Source organism: Burkholderia sp. AU33423 (assembly GCF_002223135.1).
GTDB classification, from domain to species: domain Bacteria; phylum Pseudomonadota; class Gammaproteobacteria; order Burkholderiales; family Burkholderiaceae; genus Burkholderia; species Burkholderia lata_D.
This window is the reverse complement of record NZ_NKFH01000007.1, coordinates 1,151,615-1,171,176: the sequence shown is the minus strand read 5'-3', so window position 1 is coordinate 1,171,176 and position 19,562 is coordinate 1,151,615. Positions and strand designations below refer to the sequence as shown.

The window sequence follows — 19,562 nt, the reverse complement described above, 5'->3', positions numbered from 1 at the left end:
GTCACCCGCGTCACCGCCGCGCGCCGATCCATCCGGCGATTTCGACGAGCCGCTTCATGTCCGGCGCTGACGCGAGATCGATCGCGAGCCGGTGCCGGTAATAGGGGCCGAGATCGAGCCCGACGCCGAGCCCGAGCACTTCGACGCGGCCGGCCGACTCCTGGCGCGCAACCACCTGCTTCAGGTGGTTGTCGAGGTAGAACGGATCGTTCGCGAGCGCCGTCGCGCTATCCATCGGGCTGCCGTCCGAGATCACGACCAGGATCTTGCGCGCCTCCGGCCGCGCCGCGAGACGCGCGCACGCCCATTCGACCGCTTCGCCGTCCACACCCTCGCGGAACAGATCGGCCTTGAACAGCGCGGCAATGCCCGTGCGCGCATGTCGCCAGCGGGTATCCGCGTCCTTGAACACCAGGTGGCCGGTTTCGTTGAGCCGGCCCGGATGGCGCGGCTTGCCGCGCGCGAGCCAGTCGTGCCGTGCGCGGCCGCCGTTCCAGGCGAGCGTCGTGAAGCCCAGCACTTCGGTTGCGAGACCGGCGGCATCGCCCGCGCGGGCCAGCGTATCAACCATCAGCGCGACGCCGTCGATCCACGTCTTCATCGACCCCGAGCAGTCGATCAGGAACGCGAGCGCGCAGTCGGCATGTGGCCGCACGCGTTCGAGCCGGAACAACCGCCGTTCGGCCGGCGAGCTGACGAGTTGCGCGAGCCGGCGGCCGTCGAGCCGGCCATGCTCCTCGCCGAACGACCAGCCGTCGGCCTGCGGCACGACGAGCGCCGCACGCAACACACGTGCGAGCCGCGTGACGTTGATCCGCTGCGCGGCGACCTGGCCGTCGAGCCGGTCGCGATATTCGCGCAGCAGTGCCGCACGGATCTGCGCGGCCGGCCGGAGTTCGCGGTCGTAGCGCGTCGTGTACGCACGGTAGGCGGCGTCGCCACCGTGTAGCACGACGCTGTCGCCCGTCTCCACGAGAGCCGGCAAGTCGATGCCTGTGTCGTCGAAATCGACCCACAGCGAGAAATTCGTCAATGCGTCGTCCTGCTCGCGTGCATCTTCCGTCGCCGTTTCCACGACGGCTGCGCGCGCGTCGAGAATCATCGCCGCGATGCGCTTCGCAAGCGTCAGCGCATGTTCCGCGAATGCGCGCTGATCGTGCCGGCACCGCTTTAGCCCTGCGAGCTGCACACCGATCTCGGGCACGATCGCCGCCCGCGACGCTTCGATCAGGCCCTCCGTCTCTTCGAGCACGGGCCAGCCCGTCAGCCGCGACCATGCGATCTGCGCGACCGTGTACACGAGAATCCCGACATGCGTGTCAGCCTGCCCCGACCGGTGAAATGCGCGCGACCAGGTTTCGAAACGATGGCGCAGGTTCTGCACGACACCGCGCATCGCGGGCGGCGCCAGCGACTCACAGCGCAGTTGCTCGAGCATGTCGAACAGCACGCGTTCGACCGGATCGTCGCCGGACAACGCGCGATGCAGGCCCGCATCCGAATGCAGGATGCGCAGTGCGGCGCCGTCGGCCGCACCGCGCCACGACGCGAGATCGTCGTCGGCGGCCTGCGCGCGCAGGTGCGGCGCATGGATCGGCAGCGGCCGCAGGTCGCGGCATACGCGGCCGGCGCGGTAATGCAGCGCCGCATCGCGAGTCAGCGCACGCACCGTCGACGCGCCCAGCGCTTCGCGCGCCGATGCGCGGCGCGCGGCGTCGCGATCGGCGCTCACCGCCCCGCTCCCGGCTCGCCGCCGACACGCGACGCAACCGCCAGCTCCTCGCCGAAACAGCGCTGGTAATACTCGGCGACGACCGGCCGTTCGGCGTCGTCGCACTTGTTCAGGAACGTGAGCCGGAACGCGAGCGCCGGATCGCGGAAGATCTGGCAGTTCTCGGCCCAGTTGATCACCGTGCGCGGCGACATCAGCGTCGACAGGTCGCCGGTCGCGAAGCCGTTGCGCGTGAGCTCCGCGAGGCTCACCATCGATTCGAGCAGCGGGCGGCCAGCTTCGTCCGCGAGTTCCGGCACGCGTGCGCGCACGATGCCGATCTCCTCGTCGCGCGGCAGGTAGTCGAGCGTCGCGACCACGTTCCAGCGGTCCATCTGCGCGTGGTTGAGCATCTGCGTGCCGTGGTAGAGCCCGTTCAGGTTGCCGAGCCCGACCGTGTTCGCGGTCGCGAACAGCCGGAACGACGGATGCGGGTGAATCACGCGGTTCTGGTCGAGCAGCGTGAACTTGCCGTCGCGCTCCAGAATCCGCTGAATCACGAACATCACGTCGGGCCGACCCGCATCGTATTCGTCGAAAATCAGCGCGACCGGACGCTGCAGCGCCCACGGCACGATTCCTTCCTGGAATTCGGTTACCTGCACGTCGTCGCGCACGACGATCGCGTCCTTGCCGACGAGGTCGAGCCGGCTGATGTGGCCGTCGAGATTGATACGCACGCACGGCCAGTTCAGCCGTGCCGCGACCTGTTCGATATGCGTCGACTTGCCGGTGCCGTGCATCCCCTGCACGAGCACGCGGCGGTTGCGTGCGAAGCCCGCGAGGATCGCAAGCGTGACGTCCGGGTTGAACCGGTATGCGTCGTCGATATCGGGTACGTGGTCGTCGCGCGCGCTGAACGCGGGCACCATCAGGTCCGAATCGAACCCGAACCGTTCGCGGACCGACACCATGCAATCCGGCTTGTTCGCCACCCCATCCATTGCGTTGCGCTCCTGTCGTTGCTGTCGTTGCTGGCCGCGCGGGCGTCGATCGTCGCGCCCGCGCCGGTCGTGTTGACGGAACGATGCGTTCCATCACTGAAAATGCGTGCCGGGTTGTCGCGCCCACTGCCCCACGTGGCCGGCTTTCCAGGCCGTTCGGTACAATGGCCGCACTCCAGTTTCCGGAACGCCTGCCATGCTGCCCGCGGATACGCCCACGCTGCGCGCCTTCGCGCTGCTCGAACATCTCGTCCAGGCCGGCGATGCCGTGTCGCTCGCCGATCTCGTGCGTGAAGTCGATATCCCGAAGGCGTCGCTGCACCGGATGCTCGCGTCGCTCGAGGCTGGCGGCCTCGTGATCCGCGAGCCGGGCCGCAAGAACGCGTATGCGATCGGCCCGCGCCTCGCGCGGCTCGGCACCGGCGTGATGCTGCATGCGGGCGCGCGCCGGCTGCGCCACGCGATCCTCGAACGGCTCGTCGCCGATCTCGGCGAAACCTGCAACCTCACCGCGCTGCATGACACGGAAGTCGTCTATCTCGACCGCGTCGAAGCCGACTGGCCGCTGCGGCTCGACCTGAAGCCCGGCTCGCGCGTGCCCGCGCATTGCAGCGCCAGCGGCAAGTTGCTGCTCGCGCTGCTGCCGCGCGACGAACGCACCGCGCTGGTACGCGCGCTGGCGCTGCCGCGCTACACGCCGAACACGATCTCGGACCCCGAGCTGCTCGAAGCCGAACTCGACCGCACCGCGCACAAGGGCGTCGCGATCGACACCGAGGAATACGTCGCGGGCATCGTGTGCATCGCGGCGCCGATCGTCGGCGACGACGGGGCGTGCATCGCCGCGGTCGCCGTGCATGCGCCCGTGTCGCGCGCACCGCTGTCGCGGCTGCTCGACCATGTGTCGCGTTTGCAGGAAGCGGCGCGCGCGCTCGCGGAAACGTTCTAGTTCCCGCACGGCACGGCGGCGCACACGCAACGTCACGACGCGCGCTGGTAGTAGATGTTCTGCGGATGCCACGCATCCGCGAAGAAGAACCAGCGTTCCGCGACCAGCCCCGCGTACTGGATCACGAACGCCGCGCCGAGCGCGACGGCGGCCGCGACCGACGTCGGCGCGAGCGCGCCCGCGCCGGTCAGCACGAACGGCACCGCAAATGCGCCGATCAGGAAGCCGGCTTTCACCGCACGCAGCGTGCCGTTGCCCTGCCCGTGGAAGAACTCCCGCGTATTGAACGCGCTGGCCGTGAAGCCGCGCGACTTCTGTTCGACCTTGTCGCTGCGGATCCCGGTCGCGCTCTGTACGGTCGACTTCGGCCGCAGCCGCGCATTGCGTGCAAGCGACGCGAGCCGTGCCACGCAACCCGCGAGCGTCAGCACACACGCGGCCACCGCGAGCCGACCTACCAGCGCCGGCGCGAGCCACGCGGCGCACGCCGTCGCCAGCGTGCAGCCCGACGCGCAGCCGAGCAGCACGAAGTTCACGAGCGTCAGCGGGCTTGCCCATTCCTGCAGGAAGCGCAGGCACGCGTAGATCATCGCGGTGCACACGAACAGCGCGACGCTTGCAAGCGCGCCCGCCGCGCCGATCAGCAACGTGCCGGGCCAGCCAAACAGGTGCGCCGCGCCATACGCGAACGCGCACGCGAGAAACACCGGCAGCGCGATGCATTCGCGTGACAGCCACGACGTGCGCCACATCGCGATCGCACGCCATGCGCGTTCGGGGTGGCCGAGATGGAAGAACGACGCCAGCAGGCCGAGTGCGCCGAGCGCGACCGACAGCGCGGCACCCGTCACGTAGAACGACGCAGCGATATCGACACCTGCCGCGCGCGCCAGTGCCTCGACGATCACGAGCGTCAGCAGCAGGCCTTGTGCGGCACCGCACAGCGTGGTGAGAAAAACGACCGAAAAGGCTGGGCGCATGGGGACTCCGTTTTTTCGACTATGAGTAAGGGGCTGCGCGTTCAGCGCTGCGTCGCAAGCGACACGAGATCGATGTCGCCACGGGCCGCGCGAGCTTCGAACGACGCGTCCTCGTCGCGGCCGTTCGACGTGCTGCCGCATCCGCCGCTACTCCCGCAACCGCACGATGATTCGGTCTTCATGCGCGGCAGGTAATGGTTCGACGGCCGCGTGTCCCATTCGGGCATCAGCTGATAGCCGCCGCGTTCGCGGATCGCGCGCGACACCTCCGACTCCGGATCGTGCACGTCGCCGAACAGCCGCGCCGACGTCGGGCACGCGAGCACACAGGCCGGCTTGCGGTCGCGTTCGGGCAGCGCCGGGTTGTCGATGCGGTCCGCGCACAGCGTGCATTTCGTCATCTCCTTGCGGCCTTCGTCGAGCTCGCGGGCGCCGTACGGGCATGCCCACGCGCAGTACTTGCAGCCGATGCACTTGTCGTAGTCGACCAGCACGATCCCGTCCGACTTGCGCTTGTAGCTCGCGCCGGTCGGACAGACAGGCACGCACGGCGGATCCTCGCAGTGCAGGCACGACTTCGGGAAGTGGATCGTGTCGGTCATCGGAAACACGCCCGCTTCGTAGGTCTGCACGCGATTGAAGAACGTGCCGGACGGATCGTCGTCGTACGGGCGCAGATCGGCGAGACTGCCGGCTTCGCCCGACGTGTTCCATTCCTTGCAGCTCGTCACGCAGGCATGGCAGCCGACGCATACGTTCAGGTCGATGACGAGGGCCATCTGGGTCATGGTGGTGCTCCTTCGATCAGCGATCTTCAGACTTCGGGCCGGCCGATGTCGCGCGCCGCAGCCGCGCGGCGAATGCGCCGGTTCCCGCGAAATACGCCTGCACGCGCTGCAGCACGCGCGGCGTGCCCGGCAGCGCCGGCATCGGCGCGAACTGCGGCAACGTCGTCGCCGCATCGGCTTCGGCCGGATAGATCCGCACCTGCACGTCGTACCAGCCGGCCTGCCCCGTGATCGGATCGGAGTTCGACATCCGCGCACCGCCGCGCGCCGCATCCGGCAGCTCGTCGGTGATCACGTGGTTCAACAGGAAGCCGCGCTGCGACTCGCCCGCCTGCGGCCCGAGGTTCCACGCGCCGGCCGCCTTGCCGATCGCGTTCCAGGTCCACACGGTGCCGGGCTCGACCGCCTCGCTGTAGCGCGCGCGGCAACGCACCTTGCCCCACGGCGATTCGACGTAGATCCACGCGCCGTCGTCGATCTGCTGCGCGGCGGCCGTGACCGGGTTCACGAACAGGTGGTTCTCGCCGTGGATCTGCCGCAGCCATGCGTTCTGCGAATCCCACGAGTGGTACATCGCCATCGGCCGCTGCGTGATCGCCGCGAGCGGATAGCGGCCCGCATCGGTCAGCCCGCTTTCGAGCGACCGATGCCAGAACGGCAGCGGATCGAAATAGCGCGCGATGCGCTCGCGCAGATGGTCGGGCGGCTGGCGGCCCGACGTGCGGCCCTGCGCGGCGAGCCGGAATTTCTGCATCACGTCCGAGTAGAGCTGGATCACGATCGGCACGCCGAACTTGCGCATCCCGTTGTCGACCGCCCACTGCATGTACGGGCCGTTGCAGTTGCGCATGTACTGCAGCGGCTCCGGCAACCGGTGGTGGTACACGCAGTTGTTCTCCGCGTAGCGCTTCCATTGCTCTGGGTTCGGCTCGCCGACGACGGCCTTGTCACCCTCCTTGCCGCGCCAGCCGATCAGGAAGCCGGTGCCGGAATCGGGCGCGGTCTGGAAATTGATGACGAAATCCGGATAGTCGCGGTACTTGCGCTGCCGGTCCGCGGTCGTGAAGGCCGGAAACTTCAGCCGGCTCGCAAGCTCGATCAGCACTTCCTGGAACGGCTTGCACTCGCCGGTCGGCGGCACGACGGGTACCCGCACCGAGTCGACCGGCCCGTCGAATTCGGAGATCGGCCGGTCAAGCACCGACATCACGTCGTGACGTTCGAGGTAGGTCGTGTCGGGCAGGATCAGGTCGGCGAACGCCGTCATCTCCGACGCGAACGCATCGCACACGACGAGGAACGGGATCCGGTATTCGCCGTCGTCGCGCTTGTCGACCAGCATCTTGCGCACTTCCGTCGTGTTCATCGACGAATTCCACGCCATGTTGGCCATGAAGATCAACAGCGTGTCGATCGGATAGGGATCGCCACGCCACGCATTGGTGATCACCGAATGCATGAGCCCGTGCACCGCGAGCGGGTACTCCCACGAGAACGCCTTGTCGAGCCGCGCGGGCGTGCCGTCCGGATGGACGAACAAATCCTCGGGGCCCGCGGGCCAGCCGAGCGGGCCGGTGGCGAGCGGCGTGTTCGGCTTGATCTGCGCCGGGTCGTTCGGCGGTTTCGCCGACGGCGGCACCGCGCGCGGATACGGCGCCTTGTGCCGGAAACCACCCGGCCGGTCGATCGTGCCGAGCAGCGACATCAGCACGGCGAGCGCGCGGATCGTCTGGAAGCCGTTCGAATGCGCGGCGAGCCCGCGCATCGCATGGAACGCGATCGGCACGCCCTTCACCGATTCGTGTTCCTTGCCCCACGAATCGGTCCAGCGCACCGGCAGCGCGATCGCGTGGTCGCGCGCGACCGTCTCCATCTCGCGCGCCAGGCGGCGGATCGTGTCGGCCGCGATGCCGGTGATGTCGGCCGCCCATTCGGGCGTGCATTCGGCCACCTGTTCGCGCAGCAGCGTGAACGACGGCGCGACAGGCGTGCCGTCGTCGAGCGTATAGCGGCCGTCGAGCGCGGGCGCCGCGCCTTCCGTGTGATGCAGCACCGCGCGGTTCGTCTTCGTGTCCCACCACATCCGGTTCTGCGGATACAGCGCGTTGACCTCCGGCGCGCCGGCGTCGCGCACGAACAGCCCGAACGTGTCGGCGCCGTCGCGCTGGTCGACCAGCTCCGCCGCGTTCGTGAAGCGCGACACGAATTCGAGGTCGAACGCGTTGCGCGCGATCAGCTCGTGCATCAGCGCCATGAACAACGCGCCGTCGGTGCCGGGACGAATCGGAATCCATTCGTCGGCAATTGCCGCGTAGCCGGTACGCACCGGGTTGATCGCGATGAAGCGGCCGCCCGCGCGCTTGAACTTGCCGAGTGCGATCTTCAGCGGATTCGAATGGTGGTCCTCCGCGGTACCGATCATGAAGAACAGCTTCGCGTTGTCGAGATCGGGGCCGCCGAATTCCCAGAAGGAGCCGCCGATCGTGTAGATCATCCCGGCCGCCATATTCGCCGAGCAGAACCCGCCATGCGCCGCATAGTTCGGAGTACCGAACTGTTTCGCGAACAGGCCGGTGAGCGCCTGCATCTGGTCGCGGCCGGTGAACAGCGCGAACTGCTTCGGATCGGTGGCGCGCAGGTGCGCGAGACGCTTTTCGAGCACGTCGAACGCGACGTCCCACGACACCGGCTCGAACTGCGCGTCGCCGCGCTCGGCGCCCGGCTTGCGCATCAGCGGCTGCGTGAGCCGCGCGGGCGAATACTGCTTCATGATGCCCGACGAACCTTTCGCGCAGATGACGCCCTGGTTCAGCGGATGCGCGGGATTGCCGTCGATATAGCGCACCTCGCCGTCGCGCAGGTGCACGCGGATGCCGCAGCGGCACGCGCACATGTAGCACGTCGTCGTCTTGATCTCGGCCTGCTCGTCCCGCTCGCGTGCCCGATGTTCCATCGTCTGTCCTCGTTCGCGGATTCGCGGATGAGGGTGCGCCCGGCGGGGCGCACCCGTGAATCGGTTCATCCATGCTATGCCGGCACGCGGCCGACATAAAGTCGCATCCTCTGATCGATGCTATCGGTCGGCCCGATAGTTGCGCCGATCAACCATCGGATCGGGCCGGAAGCCGCATGCATGAAGGCCCGGCACGCGGGCCGGGCCTTCGGCGTCAGCCGTTACCGCGCATTACCCCACATCAACGCGGCGGATAGGCGAGCAGTTCGCTGTCATCGAGATGCTCGCGGCGGCTGCGGCGCGTGAGCCCGTAGGCGACGACCAGCACGCCGAGGCTGGCGACACCGAGCCACAGCGGCTTGCGCTGGTCCGGAATGAACGCCATCGCGACGAGAATGCCGACCATGCCGATGATCGCGACCCACGTGAGGTACGGATACGCCCACATCTTGACACGCAGCTTGCTGGCCGCCACCGGGTCGAGACGCTTGCGCAGGCGCAGTTGCGAGAACGCGATCAGCACGTACACGAACAGCGCGACGGTGCCGTACGAATTGACGAGGAACGCGAACACGGTATCGGGCGACACGTACGACATCACCACCGACACGTAGCCGAACACCGTGCCGAGCAGGATCGCGCGCACCGGCACGCCGCGCTTGTTGACCTTCGCGAGCGCGGCCGGCGCGTCGCCGTGGCGGGTCAGCGCGAACAGCATTCGCGACGCCGCATAGAGGCCCGAGTTGAGCGCGGACAGCACCGCCGTCAGCACGATCGCGTTCATCACGTTGGCGGCAGCCGGCAGGCCCATCACTTCGAGTGCGCTCACGTACGGCGTGGCCATCTGATGCGAGTTCCACGGCACCAGCGCGACGACGAGCGCGACCGAGCCGACGTAGAACACCAGCACGCGCGTGATCACCGAATTGGTGGCCTTCGCGACCGCTTTCGCCGGTTCCCTGGCCTCGGCCGCCGCGATCGTGACGATTTCCGCGCCGAAGTAGAAGCCGGTCGCCGCGACCGCCCCGCTCATCACCGGCCCGATGCCGAGCGGCATGAAGCCGCCGTGGCCGAGCAGCGTCGGCAGCACGGATGTCGTATGCATCGACGCGGGCCACAGGCCGAGCACGTAGAGGCCGCCGAGGAACAGGAACACGATGATCGCGCCGACCTTGATCGACGAGAACCAGAACTCGAACTCGCCGTAGCTGCCGACCGAGATCAGGTTCGTGAGCGTCAGTACGACCAGCAGCGCGAGGCTGATGATCCACGCGGGTGTATCCGGCAACCAGAACTGGATCAGCTTGGCGCCCGCCACCGCTTCGAGCGCGACGACGATCACCCAGAAATACCAGTACATCCAGCCGGTCAGGAAGCCCGCCATCTTGCCGGGCCCGCGCCAGTTGCCGAAGGCGAGCCGCGCGTATTCGTAGAACGAACCGACGGCCGGCATCGCGCATGCCATCTCGCCGAGCATCCGCATCACGAGCACGACGAGCCCGCCCGTGATCAGGAACGACAGGATCGCGGCCGGCCCGGTCTGCTGAATCACCACGCCGCTGCCGACGAACAGCCCGGCACCGATCACGCCGCCAAGCGCGATCATCGTCATGTGGCGCTGCTTGAGGCCACACTTCAGGTCACTCTGATTCGAGGGTTGCATGTCTTCTCCATATCCAGTTGTCCGGACGCCGCCCGCACGCCACCGTCGGGTGAGCGCGGGCGCCGCCGGCGACGGCGCGTGCAGGGGCGCCTGCAGCCCCGGCCGCACGGATTTCTGTTGCTTTTATTGTGTTCGACAGCCCGGCGCGCGTTACGTCACGCCGGGCGATATGCACTACGTTCAGGGCTTTTCGTCGTTCCTGAAGTAAGACAGGTAGAGCATCCGTTGCCCGAGGCGCCGGAACGGCGCGAACGGGTGGCCTGGCAGCGGCGACGTGAAGATCGGCAGCGTCTGGCGTGCACCCTTCCCCGCGATCTGCTCGGCCAGCCGGCGGCCGGCCTGCTGCGAATACGACACGCCGTTGCCGCCGTAGCCGAGCGCGTAGTACACCGACTGCCGCGGGTCGGGCTGGCACACGCGCGGCATCATGTCGTGGCTCACGTCGACCCAGCCCCACCATGAATACTCGATCTCCACGCCGCGCAGCGCGGGAAACTTGCGCGCCATCCCTTCCTTCAGCAATTCGAAGTGACGCGGGTTCGGCGCATCGTCACCGGTGATCGCGCTGCGGCTGCCGATCTGCAGACGGCGATCGGGCAGGAAACGGTAGTAGAAGCGCAGCGTGCGCGTATCGGTCAGCACCTGCGTCGTGCGGAAGTTGCACGCGTCGATCTCCGCGTCGGTAAGCGGACGCGTGACCATCGAGTTCGACAGGATCGGCATCACCTTGCTGCGCAGCGACGGATGCAGCGTCTGCGCGGTGTACGCACCGGTCGCGATGCCCACCGCACGGGCCCGCACGACGCCGCCGGGCGTACGCAGGCGGTGCACGCCGTCGATCGTCTCGAAGCCGAGCACCGGGCTGCTCGTATGCACTTTCGCACCGGCTTCGCGCGCGAGGCGCAGGTAGCCGAACGCGAGCTTCAGCGCATGGATGCCGATGCCTTCCGGCTCGTGCAATGCGCCGGCCGCTTCGTGATCATTGATGAATTCGCGGCGGAAGGTTTCGGCGCTCAGCAGTTCGGACGGATAGCCGAACACGTCCTTCCACACCTTCGCCTCGGCCGCGAGCTTCGCCATGATGCGTGGGCGATGCGCGATCAGGAAATGGCCGCCCGGTTGCGGGTCGCAGTCGATTTCCGACACGAGCGACTTGAAGTTCTCGAAGCCTTCGAGGATCTCGTCGTGCATCTTCAGCGCGACGTCCTTGCCCCAGCGCTCGATCCACTGCGAGCGCGACAGCCGGCCCGATGCGTTCTGCCCCTGCCCGCCGTTGCGGCTGCTGCAGCCCCAGCTCGTGCGGTTGGCTTCCAGCACGACGGCCTTGATGCCGTGGTCCCGCGCGAGGCACAGCGCGGTCGCGAGGCCCGTGTAGCCGGCGCCGATGATCGCGACGTCGACATCGAGATCGCGCGTCACGGGGCCGTCGTCGGGCGGCGGGGTGCCGGCCGTCGCGACCCAGTAGGTCGGCGCGTACTGCCTGCCGCACCCGGGCCCCGGCGACACGAGCGGATCGTAGGTCGGGTCGTAACGCGTGTCGTTCGGCCGGCCGCCGGCAAAGCCGCTCGCGGACCGTTCGATGGAAGGGGTCGACATGCTCAGACCTCCGACGCGGGCTGGCCTGCCGCGCCGCAACGGGCGCACGAGGCGATTCGACTGACTGATGCGGGGCGCGCGCTCGCCGCACGGGCGAATGCTGCCGACTGCCTGTTGGTCATGCCTGTCTCCTGATCGTTCTCTTCGGGTCGATCGTGTGCAGATGCTTCAATGCGGCGATCTGTCGAGGAAAGTGTAGGCAGGCCGATTTTTCGCAGGTAGGGCCAGTGGACCGGATTCGCTTGGACCAGCGTGTGGGACAGCGAACGGCGGGTAACAGCTGGCGACAGGTGGACGGCGACGGTCAGAAAGGTTCAGCGGCACTAGCCCGCCGCCGCCGGGCAATCGGGACGTTGAACGGTGGGCAACAGCGGGCAGACCGCAGACGGCGTCGGTCGGCAAGGAGGCAGCGGCGTGGGCACGACGCCGCCGGACGACCGGGACACCGAACGGCGAGCAACGGGCAGACGGCGACGGTCAGCGTCGCAAGCACGACACCGCCAGAAGACCGGGCGCCGATACGACCCCCAACCGCGCCCCGCCCCATCCACCCCGCCCGCCGTCACATCGCGCGCACCACGACGCCGTCCACGCCGCCGCGCTTCTCGATCGCCCGCGCGGACACGATCGACAGGAGTGCAGACAACATCACGTAAACCCCGACGAGCCACGGCGCCCCGCCGTTCACGCGCAGCAACGCGGTCGCGACGATCGGCGTGAGCCCGCTCGCGAAGATGCCCGACACCTGGTAGACGAACGAGATGCCCGTGTAACGCACGTTCGCGTCGAACAGCTCCGCGAACAGCGCGGCTTCCGGCCCGTACGCCATCGCGTAGAAGATCCCGAACGGGATCACCAGCGCGAGCCACACGGCGAGCAGGTGGGTCGACTGCGTCTGCAGCAGCCAGAACGCGGGCAGCACCGACAGCCCGCACAGCGTCGCGCCCCATCGGTACACGCGTGCGCGGCCGAGCCGGTCCGACAGGCCGCCGAACACCGGGATGAACACGCACATCACGACCGCCGCGCTCATCACGCCGAGCAGCGCGTCGCCGCGCGAGATCGACAGGTTGCGCGTCATGTAGCCGATCGAGAACACCGCGAACACGTTGAAGAACACGCCGTCGATATAGCGCGCGCCCATCCCGAGCAGGATCGCCTGACGATAGTTGGCGAGCAGCTCGACGACCGGCAGCTTCGTATCGCGCCGCTGGCGCTTGAGCGCGACGAACTCGGGCGTATCGGCCACCCGTGTGCGAATGTAGAAGCCGACCGCGACCAGCAGCAGCGACGCCGCGAACGCGACGCGCCAGCCCCACGCGAGAAAGGCGGCGTCCGGCAGCGCACGCGACAGCGCCGCGACCACGCCGGCCGCGAGGCACAGCCCGATCGCGAGCCCGATCTGCGGCAGGCTCGCATACAGCCCGCGCCGGTGCGGCGGCGCGTACTCGTACGCCATCAGCACCGCGCCGCCCCACTCGCCGCCCAGGCCGATGCCCTGCAGCACGCGCAGCGTCAGCAGCAACACCGGCGCCCACATGCCGATCTGCGCGTAGGTCGGCAGGAACGCGACGCCGGCCGTCGACACGCCCATGATCAGCATCGTCAGGATCAGCGCGGACTTGCGCCCGACGCGGTCGCCGAGATGGCCGAACAGCAAGCCGCCGAGCGGCCGCGTGACGAAGCCGACCGCGAACGTCGCATACGCGAGCATCGTCGACACGAACGCGTCGCCGGCCGGAAAGTACTGCTTGTCGAACACGATGCCGGCGACCACGCCGTACAGGAAAAAGTCGTACCACTCGACGGTCGCGCCGATCACGCTGGCCGCGGCCACGCGTCGGACGACCCGGGAATCGATTGCCATGCGAGCTTCTCCAGGTAAGGATGCGCCGCAACCTGCCCCGGCGCCGTACCGGCGGGGGCATCGATGAACGCGCGGCGGCCGTCCGGGCGCAGGCGCACGGGCCACGCGGGTGATGCGTGGCGACGCCTTACGCGAGCGCCTCGGCGGCCGGCGCGACGCTGCGGCCGCGATCGGCCGCGCGCGCGTCCTCGAGGATCATGTCGGACGCCTTCTCGGCGACCATCACGATCGGCACGTTGGTATTGCCCGATACGAGGGTCGGCATGATCGAACAGTCGACCACGCGCAACCCGCGCGTGCCGTACACGCGCAGCCGCTCGTCGACGACCGCGAGCGGATCGCTCGCGACGCCCATTTTCGCGGTGCCGGACGGATGGAAGATCGTCTGTCCGTATTCCCGGCAGAACTCGAGCAACTCGTCGTCCGTCTGCGCGTCCGCGCCCGGCCGCACCTCGCGCTTCATCAGCGGCGCCATCGGCTCGGTCGCCGCGACGCGTCGCGCGAAGCGCACGCCGGCCACCGTCGTGCGGCGGTCGCGCTCGGTGTCGAGATAGTTCGGCTGGATCGACGGCGCATCGCGCGCATCGTCGGTGCGGATGCGCACGGTGCCGCGCGATTCGGGCCGCAGCTGGCAGATCGAATACGTGCAGCCGGGAAACGGATGCACGCTGCCGCCCGCCGAATCGGCCGACAGCGTCGAGAAATGGAACTGGATATCCGGCGTCGCCGATTCGTCCGGCAGCGCACGGCAGAACATCCCGCCCTGGTTGATGCCGATCGCGAGCGGGCCGCCGCGAAACAGCGCCCATTGCAGCCCCATCTTCGCGCGGCCGATCCACGAATGCAGCTCGTCGTTGGTCGTGATCGGCTTCGTTACTTCGTAGATCAGACGAATCTGCAGGTGATCCTGCAGGTTCTCGCCGACGCCCGCGCGATCGGCGACGACCGGAATCCCGTGCCGGTTCAGCAGCGCGGCCGGCCCGACGCCCGACACCTGGAGCAGTTGCGGCGACTGCAGCGCGCCGGCCGCGAGAATCACCTCGCGCAACGCGCGCACCTCATGCACCTTGCCATGCTGGACGTAACGCACGCCGGACGCCTGCGCGCCGTCGAACAGCACCTTCAGCGCCTGCGCATCGGTTTCGACATGCAGGTTCGGCCGCCCGCGCGCGGGCTTCAGGTAGGCCACCGCCGTCGAGCAGCGCAGCCCGTTGCGCGTGGTGAGCTGGTAATAGCCGACGCCTTCCTGGTCGCCCGTGTTGAAATCGTCGACCGTGCGCACGCCCAGCCGGTTCGACGCGGCCACGAACGCATCGACGAGTTCGTGCCGCTGCCGGATCGCGGACGCCCACAGCGGGCCGCCGGTGCCGCGCGTCGGCCCTTCGCCGAGCGTGTTGTGTTCGAGCTTGCGGAAATACGGCAGGCACTCGCGCCAGCTCCAGCCGCGATTGCCGAGTGCGGCCCAGTGGTCGTAATCCTGCTGCTGCCCGCGCACGTAGATCAGCCCGTTGATCGAGCTGCAGCCGCCGAGCGTGCGGCCGCGCGGCCAGTACAGGCGGCGGTTGTGCATGTTCGGATCGGGATCGGTGTGGAAGCCCCAGTTGTACACGGGGTGGAACATCGTCTTGCCGTACCCGATCGGCACGTGAATCCACATGTAGCGGTCGGCGGGGCCCGCTTCCAGCAGGCACACCGTATGGCGCCCGCCGTCGGACAGCCGGTTGGCGAGGACGCAACCGGCCGATCCCGCGCCGACCACGACATAGTCGAAGCTGCGTGTCATTCGTGTCTCCGTTCCGGGGTTTTGGAAAAATCCGGTATGTTTTGTCCAAATTTATTGAGCACACGGAACGCATACAAGCCGATTTATTGTCCACGCCGCGAATGTGGTACAAAAACCGGTCAATTCGTTTCATTTCCCACGCACACACCATCCCGGGACGCACGTCGATCCCGACGGAGGAGACACATGCGCGACACCGCCCCCGCGCCGCCCGATGGCGCGCCCGCCGACGACGCACGCGTCCTGCGCGCCCTCGCGGTGCTCGAAGCGCTCGCGTCGGCCGGCCAGCCGTACACGCTGTCGCAGCTCGCGGCGCGGCTGCATATCCCGAAGGCGACGCTGCTGCGCCTGATCGAATCGCTCGAAACGCGTGGCTACGTGATCCACATGCCCGACTCGCGCGGCCACGATCGCGGCATCGCGCTCGGCCCGCGCGCCGCGCAGTTCGCGCTCGCGGCGCTGTCGAACAACACGTTCACGCGCGGCTGCCGCTCGGTGCTGCGTGCGCTCGTCGACGTGCTCGGCGAAACCTGCAACCTCACCGCGCTCGACGGCGACACGGTGCTGTACGTCGAACGGGTCGAGACGACCGAGCCGTTGCGGCTCGAGATGCGGCCCGGCATGCGCGTGCCGCTGCATTGCACGGCGAGCGGCAAGCTGTTCCTGTCGCAGATGAATGCGCTGGAGCGCAACGCGATGCTCGCGCGGCTCACGCTGAAGAAGATGACCTATCGGACGCTGACCGATGCGCAGTTGCTCGCGGCCGAGCTCGACCGGCTCGCCGCGCGCGGCATCGGGATCGACAACGAGGAGTTCGTGCGCGGGATGGTGGCGGTAGCGGTGCCGGTGAAGGAAGCAGCAAGCGGCCGCGTGCTCGCGGCGCTCGCCGTGCATGCGCCGACCGCGCGCGCGACGCTCAGCGACCTGCTGGAGAACGTGCCGAAGATGCGGGAAGCGGCGACGCGGCTCGCACCGCTGCTGCATGCGGCCGAGGGTGCGCCGCCGGGTTGATTGCCGTTACGCGCTAAAGCGTTGAAGCGTTGAAGCGTTCAAGCCAGGTGATAACGCAACCAGAAAGTCTCGCGGCACGCGTTGTCGAACGTCATCCGCGTCGGGCCGATCGGTTGCGCATCGGGATGACGAAGCACGTCGTAGTCGATCCAGCATTCCGCACACAGCAGATCGGACGGCGCGCGATCCTGCTCGACCGAGCGGCGCACGATCGCGCCGTTGTCGAAGCGGTATTCGGTTTCGTCGCGCGTGACCTCGACGTCGTCGTCGGTCCAGCGGTCGTGCGACGTCGCGTGCGACACGATCGATACCGGGCCCGAGAGTCCGTGGATCGCGGCGACGTAGGTAATGAGCTTGTCCATGGCGAGGCGGCAAACGGATGGATGGCCGCATCGCGCAGCGCATGCGGCGCGATGCGGCCCGAGCGGCGAGTATAGCCGCGTGCCGAAGACCTTGCCGCCGGCGGGGTTTCGCGCGCTACGCCTCCAGCGCGAGCAGCGCGAACGTCGCGAGCCAGTGCTCGCCCATGTAGTCGCCGGCCACGTGCGCGAGCGCACTCGCGAGATGCCGGTCGGCCGCGTCGAGCAGCTTCGCGCGCCGCGCATCGCCTTCCGGCAGCGCGCCGGCGAGCGAGCGCTGGCACCACGCGCGGCTCAGGTTCAGCCCGTCGAGGTGCGCGATCTTCCCGTCGCTGCGATCGCTGACCGTCGCCGGCTCGAACAGCGTCGCCGGTTCGCCGCGCGCGAGATCGGGCAGGAAGCGCGCGAACCAGCCGTCGAATTCGGCGGCCGGCAGCACGCGCCGCATCAGCTCCGCCTCCATCAGCGCGGGCGACAGGAATTCGTCGCCCGACGGCTCCCATGCCTGGCACGCGACATCGTTCAGGTGCCAGCGCTTCGCGGTATCGACGATCAGCGCCGCGAGCCCGTCGCGCTGCGTGTCGCGCGCGAAGTCGAGCGTGAGCGCCAGCGCGAACGCGGTGTTGAAGTGCGTGCCGACCCGCAGCGGATAGGTCGCCTTCGGCAGGAAGGTTTCGAAGCGCGACACGAACAGGTCGGTCAGCGGCGCCATCGTCTTCGCCCAGCGCGCGGCCTGCGGCATCGCCCCCTTCAGCGCGAGCCGCTCCAGCTGCGCCGACAGCGCGAGCAGCCACGCCCAGCCGTACGGCCGCTCGAAGCCGCTGTTGTGCGGCCGCGCGAGATACGCGCGCTCGCCGGCGACGTTCGCCTCGGTGAAGTGCGCGTCGACGGTCGCGACGATGCGTTCGGCCTCCGGCAATGCCGGATAGCGTTCGAGCACGCGCAGCACGAGCCAGTAGCCGTGCACGCACGAGTGCCAGTCGTAGCTGCCGTAGAAGATCGGGTGCAGTGCGCGCGGCCCCTGCACGTCGTGCGGACCTTCGAGCGAATGCGTAAGCTTGTTCGGATATTCGCGGGTCAGGTGCGCGAGCGCGAGCGACGCGAATTTCGAGGCGAGTTCGGGGGTCAGTCGGTCGGTCATCGGGATCTCGTCAGAAGCGGAATGCGAACGCGTACATCAGCAGCGTGTTCACGGCGAGCAGCAGCAAGGCCGTCGGCCACTGCACCTTGATCACGCCATTCTTGTCCTTCAGTTCGAGCAGCGCCGCCGGCACGATGTTGAAGTTCGCGGCCATCGGCGTCATCAGCGTACCGCAGAAGCCGCTCAGCATCCCGATCGCGCCGACGATCGCCGGGTTGCCGTGGAACTGGTGGACGATCAGCGGCAGGCCGATGCCGGCCGTCATCACGGGGAACGCGGCGAAGCCGTTGCCCATGATCATCGTGAACAGCGCCATGCCGACCGTGTAGGCCGCGACCACCGCGAACGGCGAATCGATCGGCACCCAGTCCTTCACGAGCCCCGACACCACGCCGCCGACACCCGCGACCGCGAACAGCGCGCCGAGCGCCGCGAGCATCTGCGGCAGGATCGCGGCCCAGCCGACCGCGTCCATCGTGTGGCGTGCCTCCTTCACCGCATGCACGGGCGAATCACGCAGCATCGCGAGCGCGACGGCGAACGCGACGAGCGTGCCGAGCACGAGCGAGATCAGCGTCACGCTCTTCGGGTCGACGAACGGCACAAGTTTCAGCGCGAACGTGCCGATCAGCGTGACGACCGGAATCAGCAGCGCGGGCAGGAACAGCGTGTTGCCGAAACGCTGCGCGCGCGTCTCGCGCCGCACGGCCGCCGCTTCCCCGGCTTCGTCGGACTTGCCGCGCCCGAGCTTGCCCGAGCCGGCGATCACCGCGAGCGCGATCGCGAGGCAGCCCGTCACGAAATGCGGCAGCCGCGCGCCGAACAGGAACGTGACCGCGTAGATCGCCCAGAACGCGAAATTGACGACGCGGCGCGGGTTCGCGCGATCGGTCAGGTTGAAGTAGGCGAACGCGGCGAACATCAGCCCCGCGAGCGTGTACAGCGATTCGAGGCCGATCATCGCGCGCCCTCCTGCGCCACCAGGCCGCAGCCGCGCGTGAGCCGGCGGTCGAGCAGCGCAAGGCGCGCGCAGTGGATCAGGAGTGCGGCGATCGCGGTCGGGATCGCCCACACCGACAGGTGCAGCGGCTCGATGGCGATGCCGTTCTGTTCGAGAAAGCCCTTGATCAGCAGGATCGACTGGATCGCGATGAAAATGTCCTCGCCGAAGAACACGGCGACGTTGTCTGCGCCCGACGCATGCGCGCGGATCTGCTGGCGCATCGACTCGGGCAGCTCGCCATGCCGGTTGACCGCGGCGGCCTCGGCCATCGGCGCGATCAGCGGCCGCACCATCTGCGCATGGCCGCCGAGCGACGTGAGGCCGAGCGCGGCCGTCGCCTGGCGCAGCACGAAGTACAGCATCAGCACGCGGCCCGTGGTGGCCGCTTGCACGCGCGAGATCATCCGCTTCGCCTGCTCCTTGAGCCCGTTGCGCTCGAGCAGCGCGATCACCGGCAGCGTCAGCCAGATGAGCCCCATGTAGCGGTTTTCGGTGAACGCCTTGCCGAACGCGCTGACGATGTCGACGAGATTCAGCCCGCCCGCCAGCCCCGTCGCGAGCCCCGCGATCGTGACCACCAGCAGCGCATTGAAGCGCAGCGCAAAACCGATCACGACGATCGGCACCCCAATCAGCACCAGCATTGCTCCTCCTTGTATCGGACGCGCGGCGCCTTGGCCTGCGCCGCCTGCCCGGTTTGGACCGGGCTCTGACGGCGCAATCTAACACGAGACTTTATCGACAAAAAGTCGAC

Annotated in this window: 15 protein-coding genes; 2 read left to right on the top strand and 13 right to left on the bottom strand. The window is 68.3% G+C overall.

Features of this window, described 5'->3' with window-relative positions; genetic code table 11:
• Positions 1-10: 10 nt before the first annotated feature.
• Both CFB50_RS23885 and CFB50_RS23880 read right to left on the bottom strand, forming a co-directional pair.
• Positions 11-1,732, bottom strand: coding sequence for a cobaltochelatase CobT-related protein (locus CFB50_RS23885; protein WP_069251253.1), 1,722 nt, complete (start codon positions 1,730-1,732; stop codon positions 11-13).
• Positions 1,729-2,715, bottom strand: a complete 987-nt coding sequence (locus tag CFB50_RS23880; RefSeq protein WP_069251252.1) for an AAA family ATPase — start codon at positions 2,713-2,715, stop codon at positions 1,729-1,731. The genes CFB50_RS23885 and CFB50_RS23880 overlap by 4 nt, the downstream gene beginning before the upstream one ends.
• Before the next feature lie 196 nt (positions 2,716-2,911).
• On the opposite strand from CFB50_RS23880, the gene CFB50_RS23875 reads away from it, so the two are divergent.
• Positions 2,912-3,664 (top strand): IclR family transcriptional regulator, encoded by a 753-nt coding sequence (locus CFB50_RS23875; RefSeq protein WP_089447436.1) that lies wholly within the window; start codon positions 2,912-2,914, stop codon positions 3,662-3,664.
• 32 nt (positions 3,665-3,696) lie between these two features.
• Here CFB50_RS23875 and CFB50_RS23870 read toward each other — a convergent pair whose 3' ends face one another.
• The 7 genes from CFB50_RS23870 to CFB50_RS23835 form a co-directional block, all read right to left on the bottom strand.
• Positions 3,697-4,644, bottom strand: a complete 948-nt coding sequence (locus CFB50_RS23870; RefSeq protein WP_069251250.1) for a dimethyl sulfoxide reductase anchor subunit family protein — start codon at positions 4,642-4,644, stop codon at positions 3,697-3,699.
• 41 nt (positions 4,645-4,685) lie between these two features.
• Positions 4,686-5,432 carry a 4Fe-4S dicluster domain-containing protein gene (locus CFB50_RS23865; RefSeq protein WP_069251249.1) on the bottom strand — a complete coding sequence of 249 codons (747 nt, stop codon included), beginning with the start codon at positions 5,430-5,432 and terminating at the stop codon, positions 4,686-4,688.
• 16 nt (positions 5,433-5,448) lie between these two features.
• Positions 5,449-8,385 carry a molybdopterin oxidoreductase family protein gene (locus CFB50_RS23860; protein ID WP_089447435.1) on the bottom strand — a complete coding sequence of 979 codons (2,937 nt, stop codon included), beginning with the start codon at positions 8,383-8,385 and terminating at the stop codon, positions 5,449-5,451.
• A gap of 241 nt (positions 8,386-8,626) precedes the next feature.
• Positions 8,627-10,048, bottom strand: coding sequence for an amino acid permease (locus CFB50_RS23855; RefSeq protein WP_069251247.1), 1,422 nt, complete (start codon positions 10,046-10,048; stop codon positions 8,627-8,629).
• Between the two features lie 180 nt (positions 10,049-10,228).
• Positions 10,229-11,644 (bottom strand): NAD(P)/FAD-dependent oxidoreductase, encoded by a 1,416-nt coding sequence (locus CFB50_RS23845; RefSeq protein ID WP_069251246.1) that lies wholly within the window; start codon positions 11,642-11,644, stop codon positions 10,229-10,231.
• A gap of 562 nt (positions 11,645-12,206) precedes the next feature.
• A complete protein-coding gene (locus CFB50_RS23840; RefSeq protein WP_069251245.1) occupies positions 12,207-13,511 on the bottom strand; it encodes an MFS transporter in 1,305 nt (434 codons plus the stop codon).
• A gap of 127 nt (positions 13,512-13,638) precedes the next feature.
• Positions 13,639-15,294, bottom strand: coding sequence for a GMC family oxidoreductase (locus CFB50_RS23835; protein WP_069251244.1), 1,656 nt, complete (start codon positions 15,292-15,294; stop codon positions 13,639-13,641).
• Between the two features lie 186 nt (positions 15,295-15,480).
• On the opposite strand from CFB50_RS23835, the gene CFB50_RS23830 reads away from it, so the two are divergent.
• Entirely contained in the window at positions 15,481-16,305 is an 825-nt protein-coding gene (locus CFB50_RS23830; RefSeq protein WP_069251243.1) for an IclR family transcriptional regulator, read from the top strand.
• 38 nt (positions 16,306-16,343) lie between these two features.
• Here the strand turns inward: CFB50_RS23830 and CFB50_RS23825 are convergent, their stop codons facing one another.
• The 4 genes from CFB50_RS23825 to CFB50_RS23810 form a co-directional block, all read right to left on the bottom strand.
• On the bottom strand, positions 16,344-16,667 hold the full coding sequence (locus CFB50_RS23825) for a hypothetical protein (RefSeq protein ID WP_069251242.1): 324 nt from the start codon (positions 16,665-16,667) through the stop codon (positions 16,344-16,346).
• 115 nt (positions 16,668-16,782) lie between these two features.
• A complete protein-coding gene (locus CFB50_RS23820; RefSeq protein WP_069251241.1) occupies positions 16,783-17,805 on the bottom strand; it encodes a DUF2891 domain-containing protein in 1,023 nt (340 codons plus the stop codon).
• A 10-nt stretch (positions 17,806-17,815) separates the two neighbouring features.
• Entirely contained in the window at positions 17,816-18,766 is a 951-nt protein-coding gene (locus CFB50_RS23815) for a DUF979 domain-containing protein (RefSeq protein WP_089447434.1), read from the bottom strand.
• A complete protein-coding gene (locus CFB50_RS23810) occupies positions 18,763-19,452 on the bottom strand; it encodes a DUF969 domain-containing protein (RefSeq protein ID WP_069251239.1) in 690 nt (229 codons plus the stop codon). The genes CFB50_RS23815 and CFB50_RS23810 overlap by 4 nt, the downstream gene beginning before the upstream one ends.
• Between the last annotated feature and the right edge of the window lie 110 nt (positions 19,453-19,562).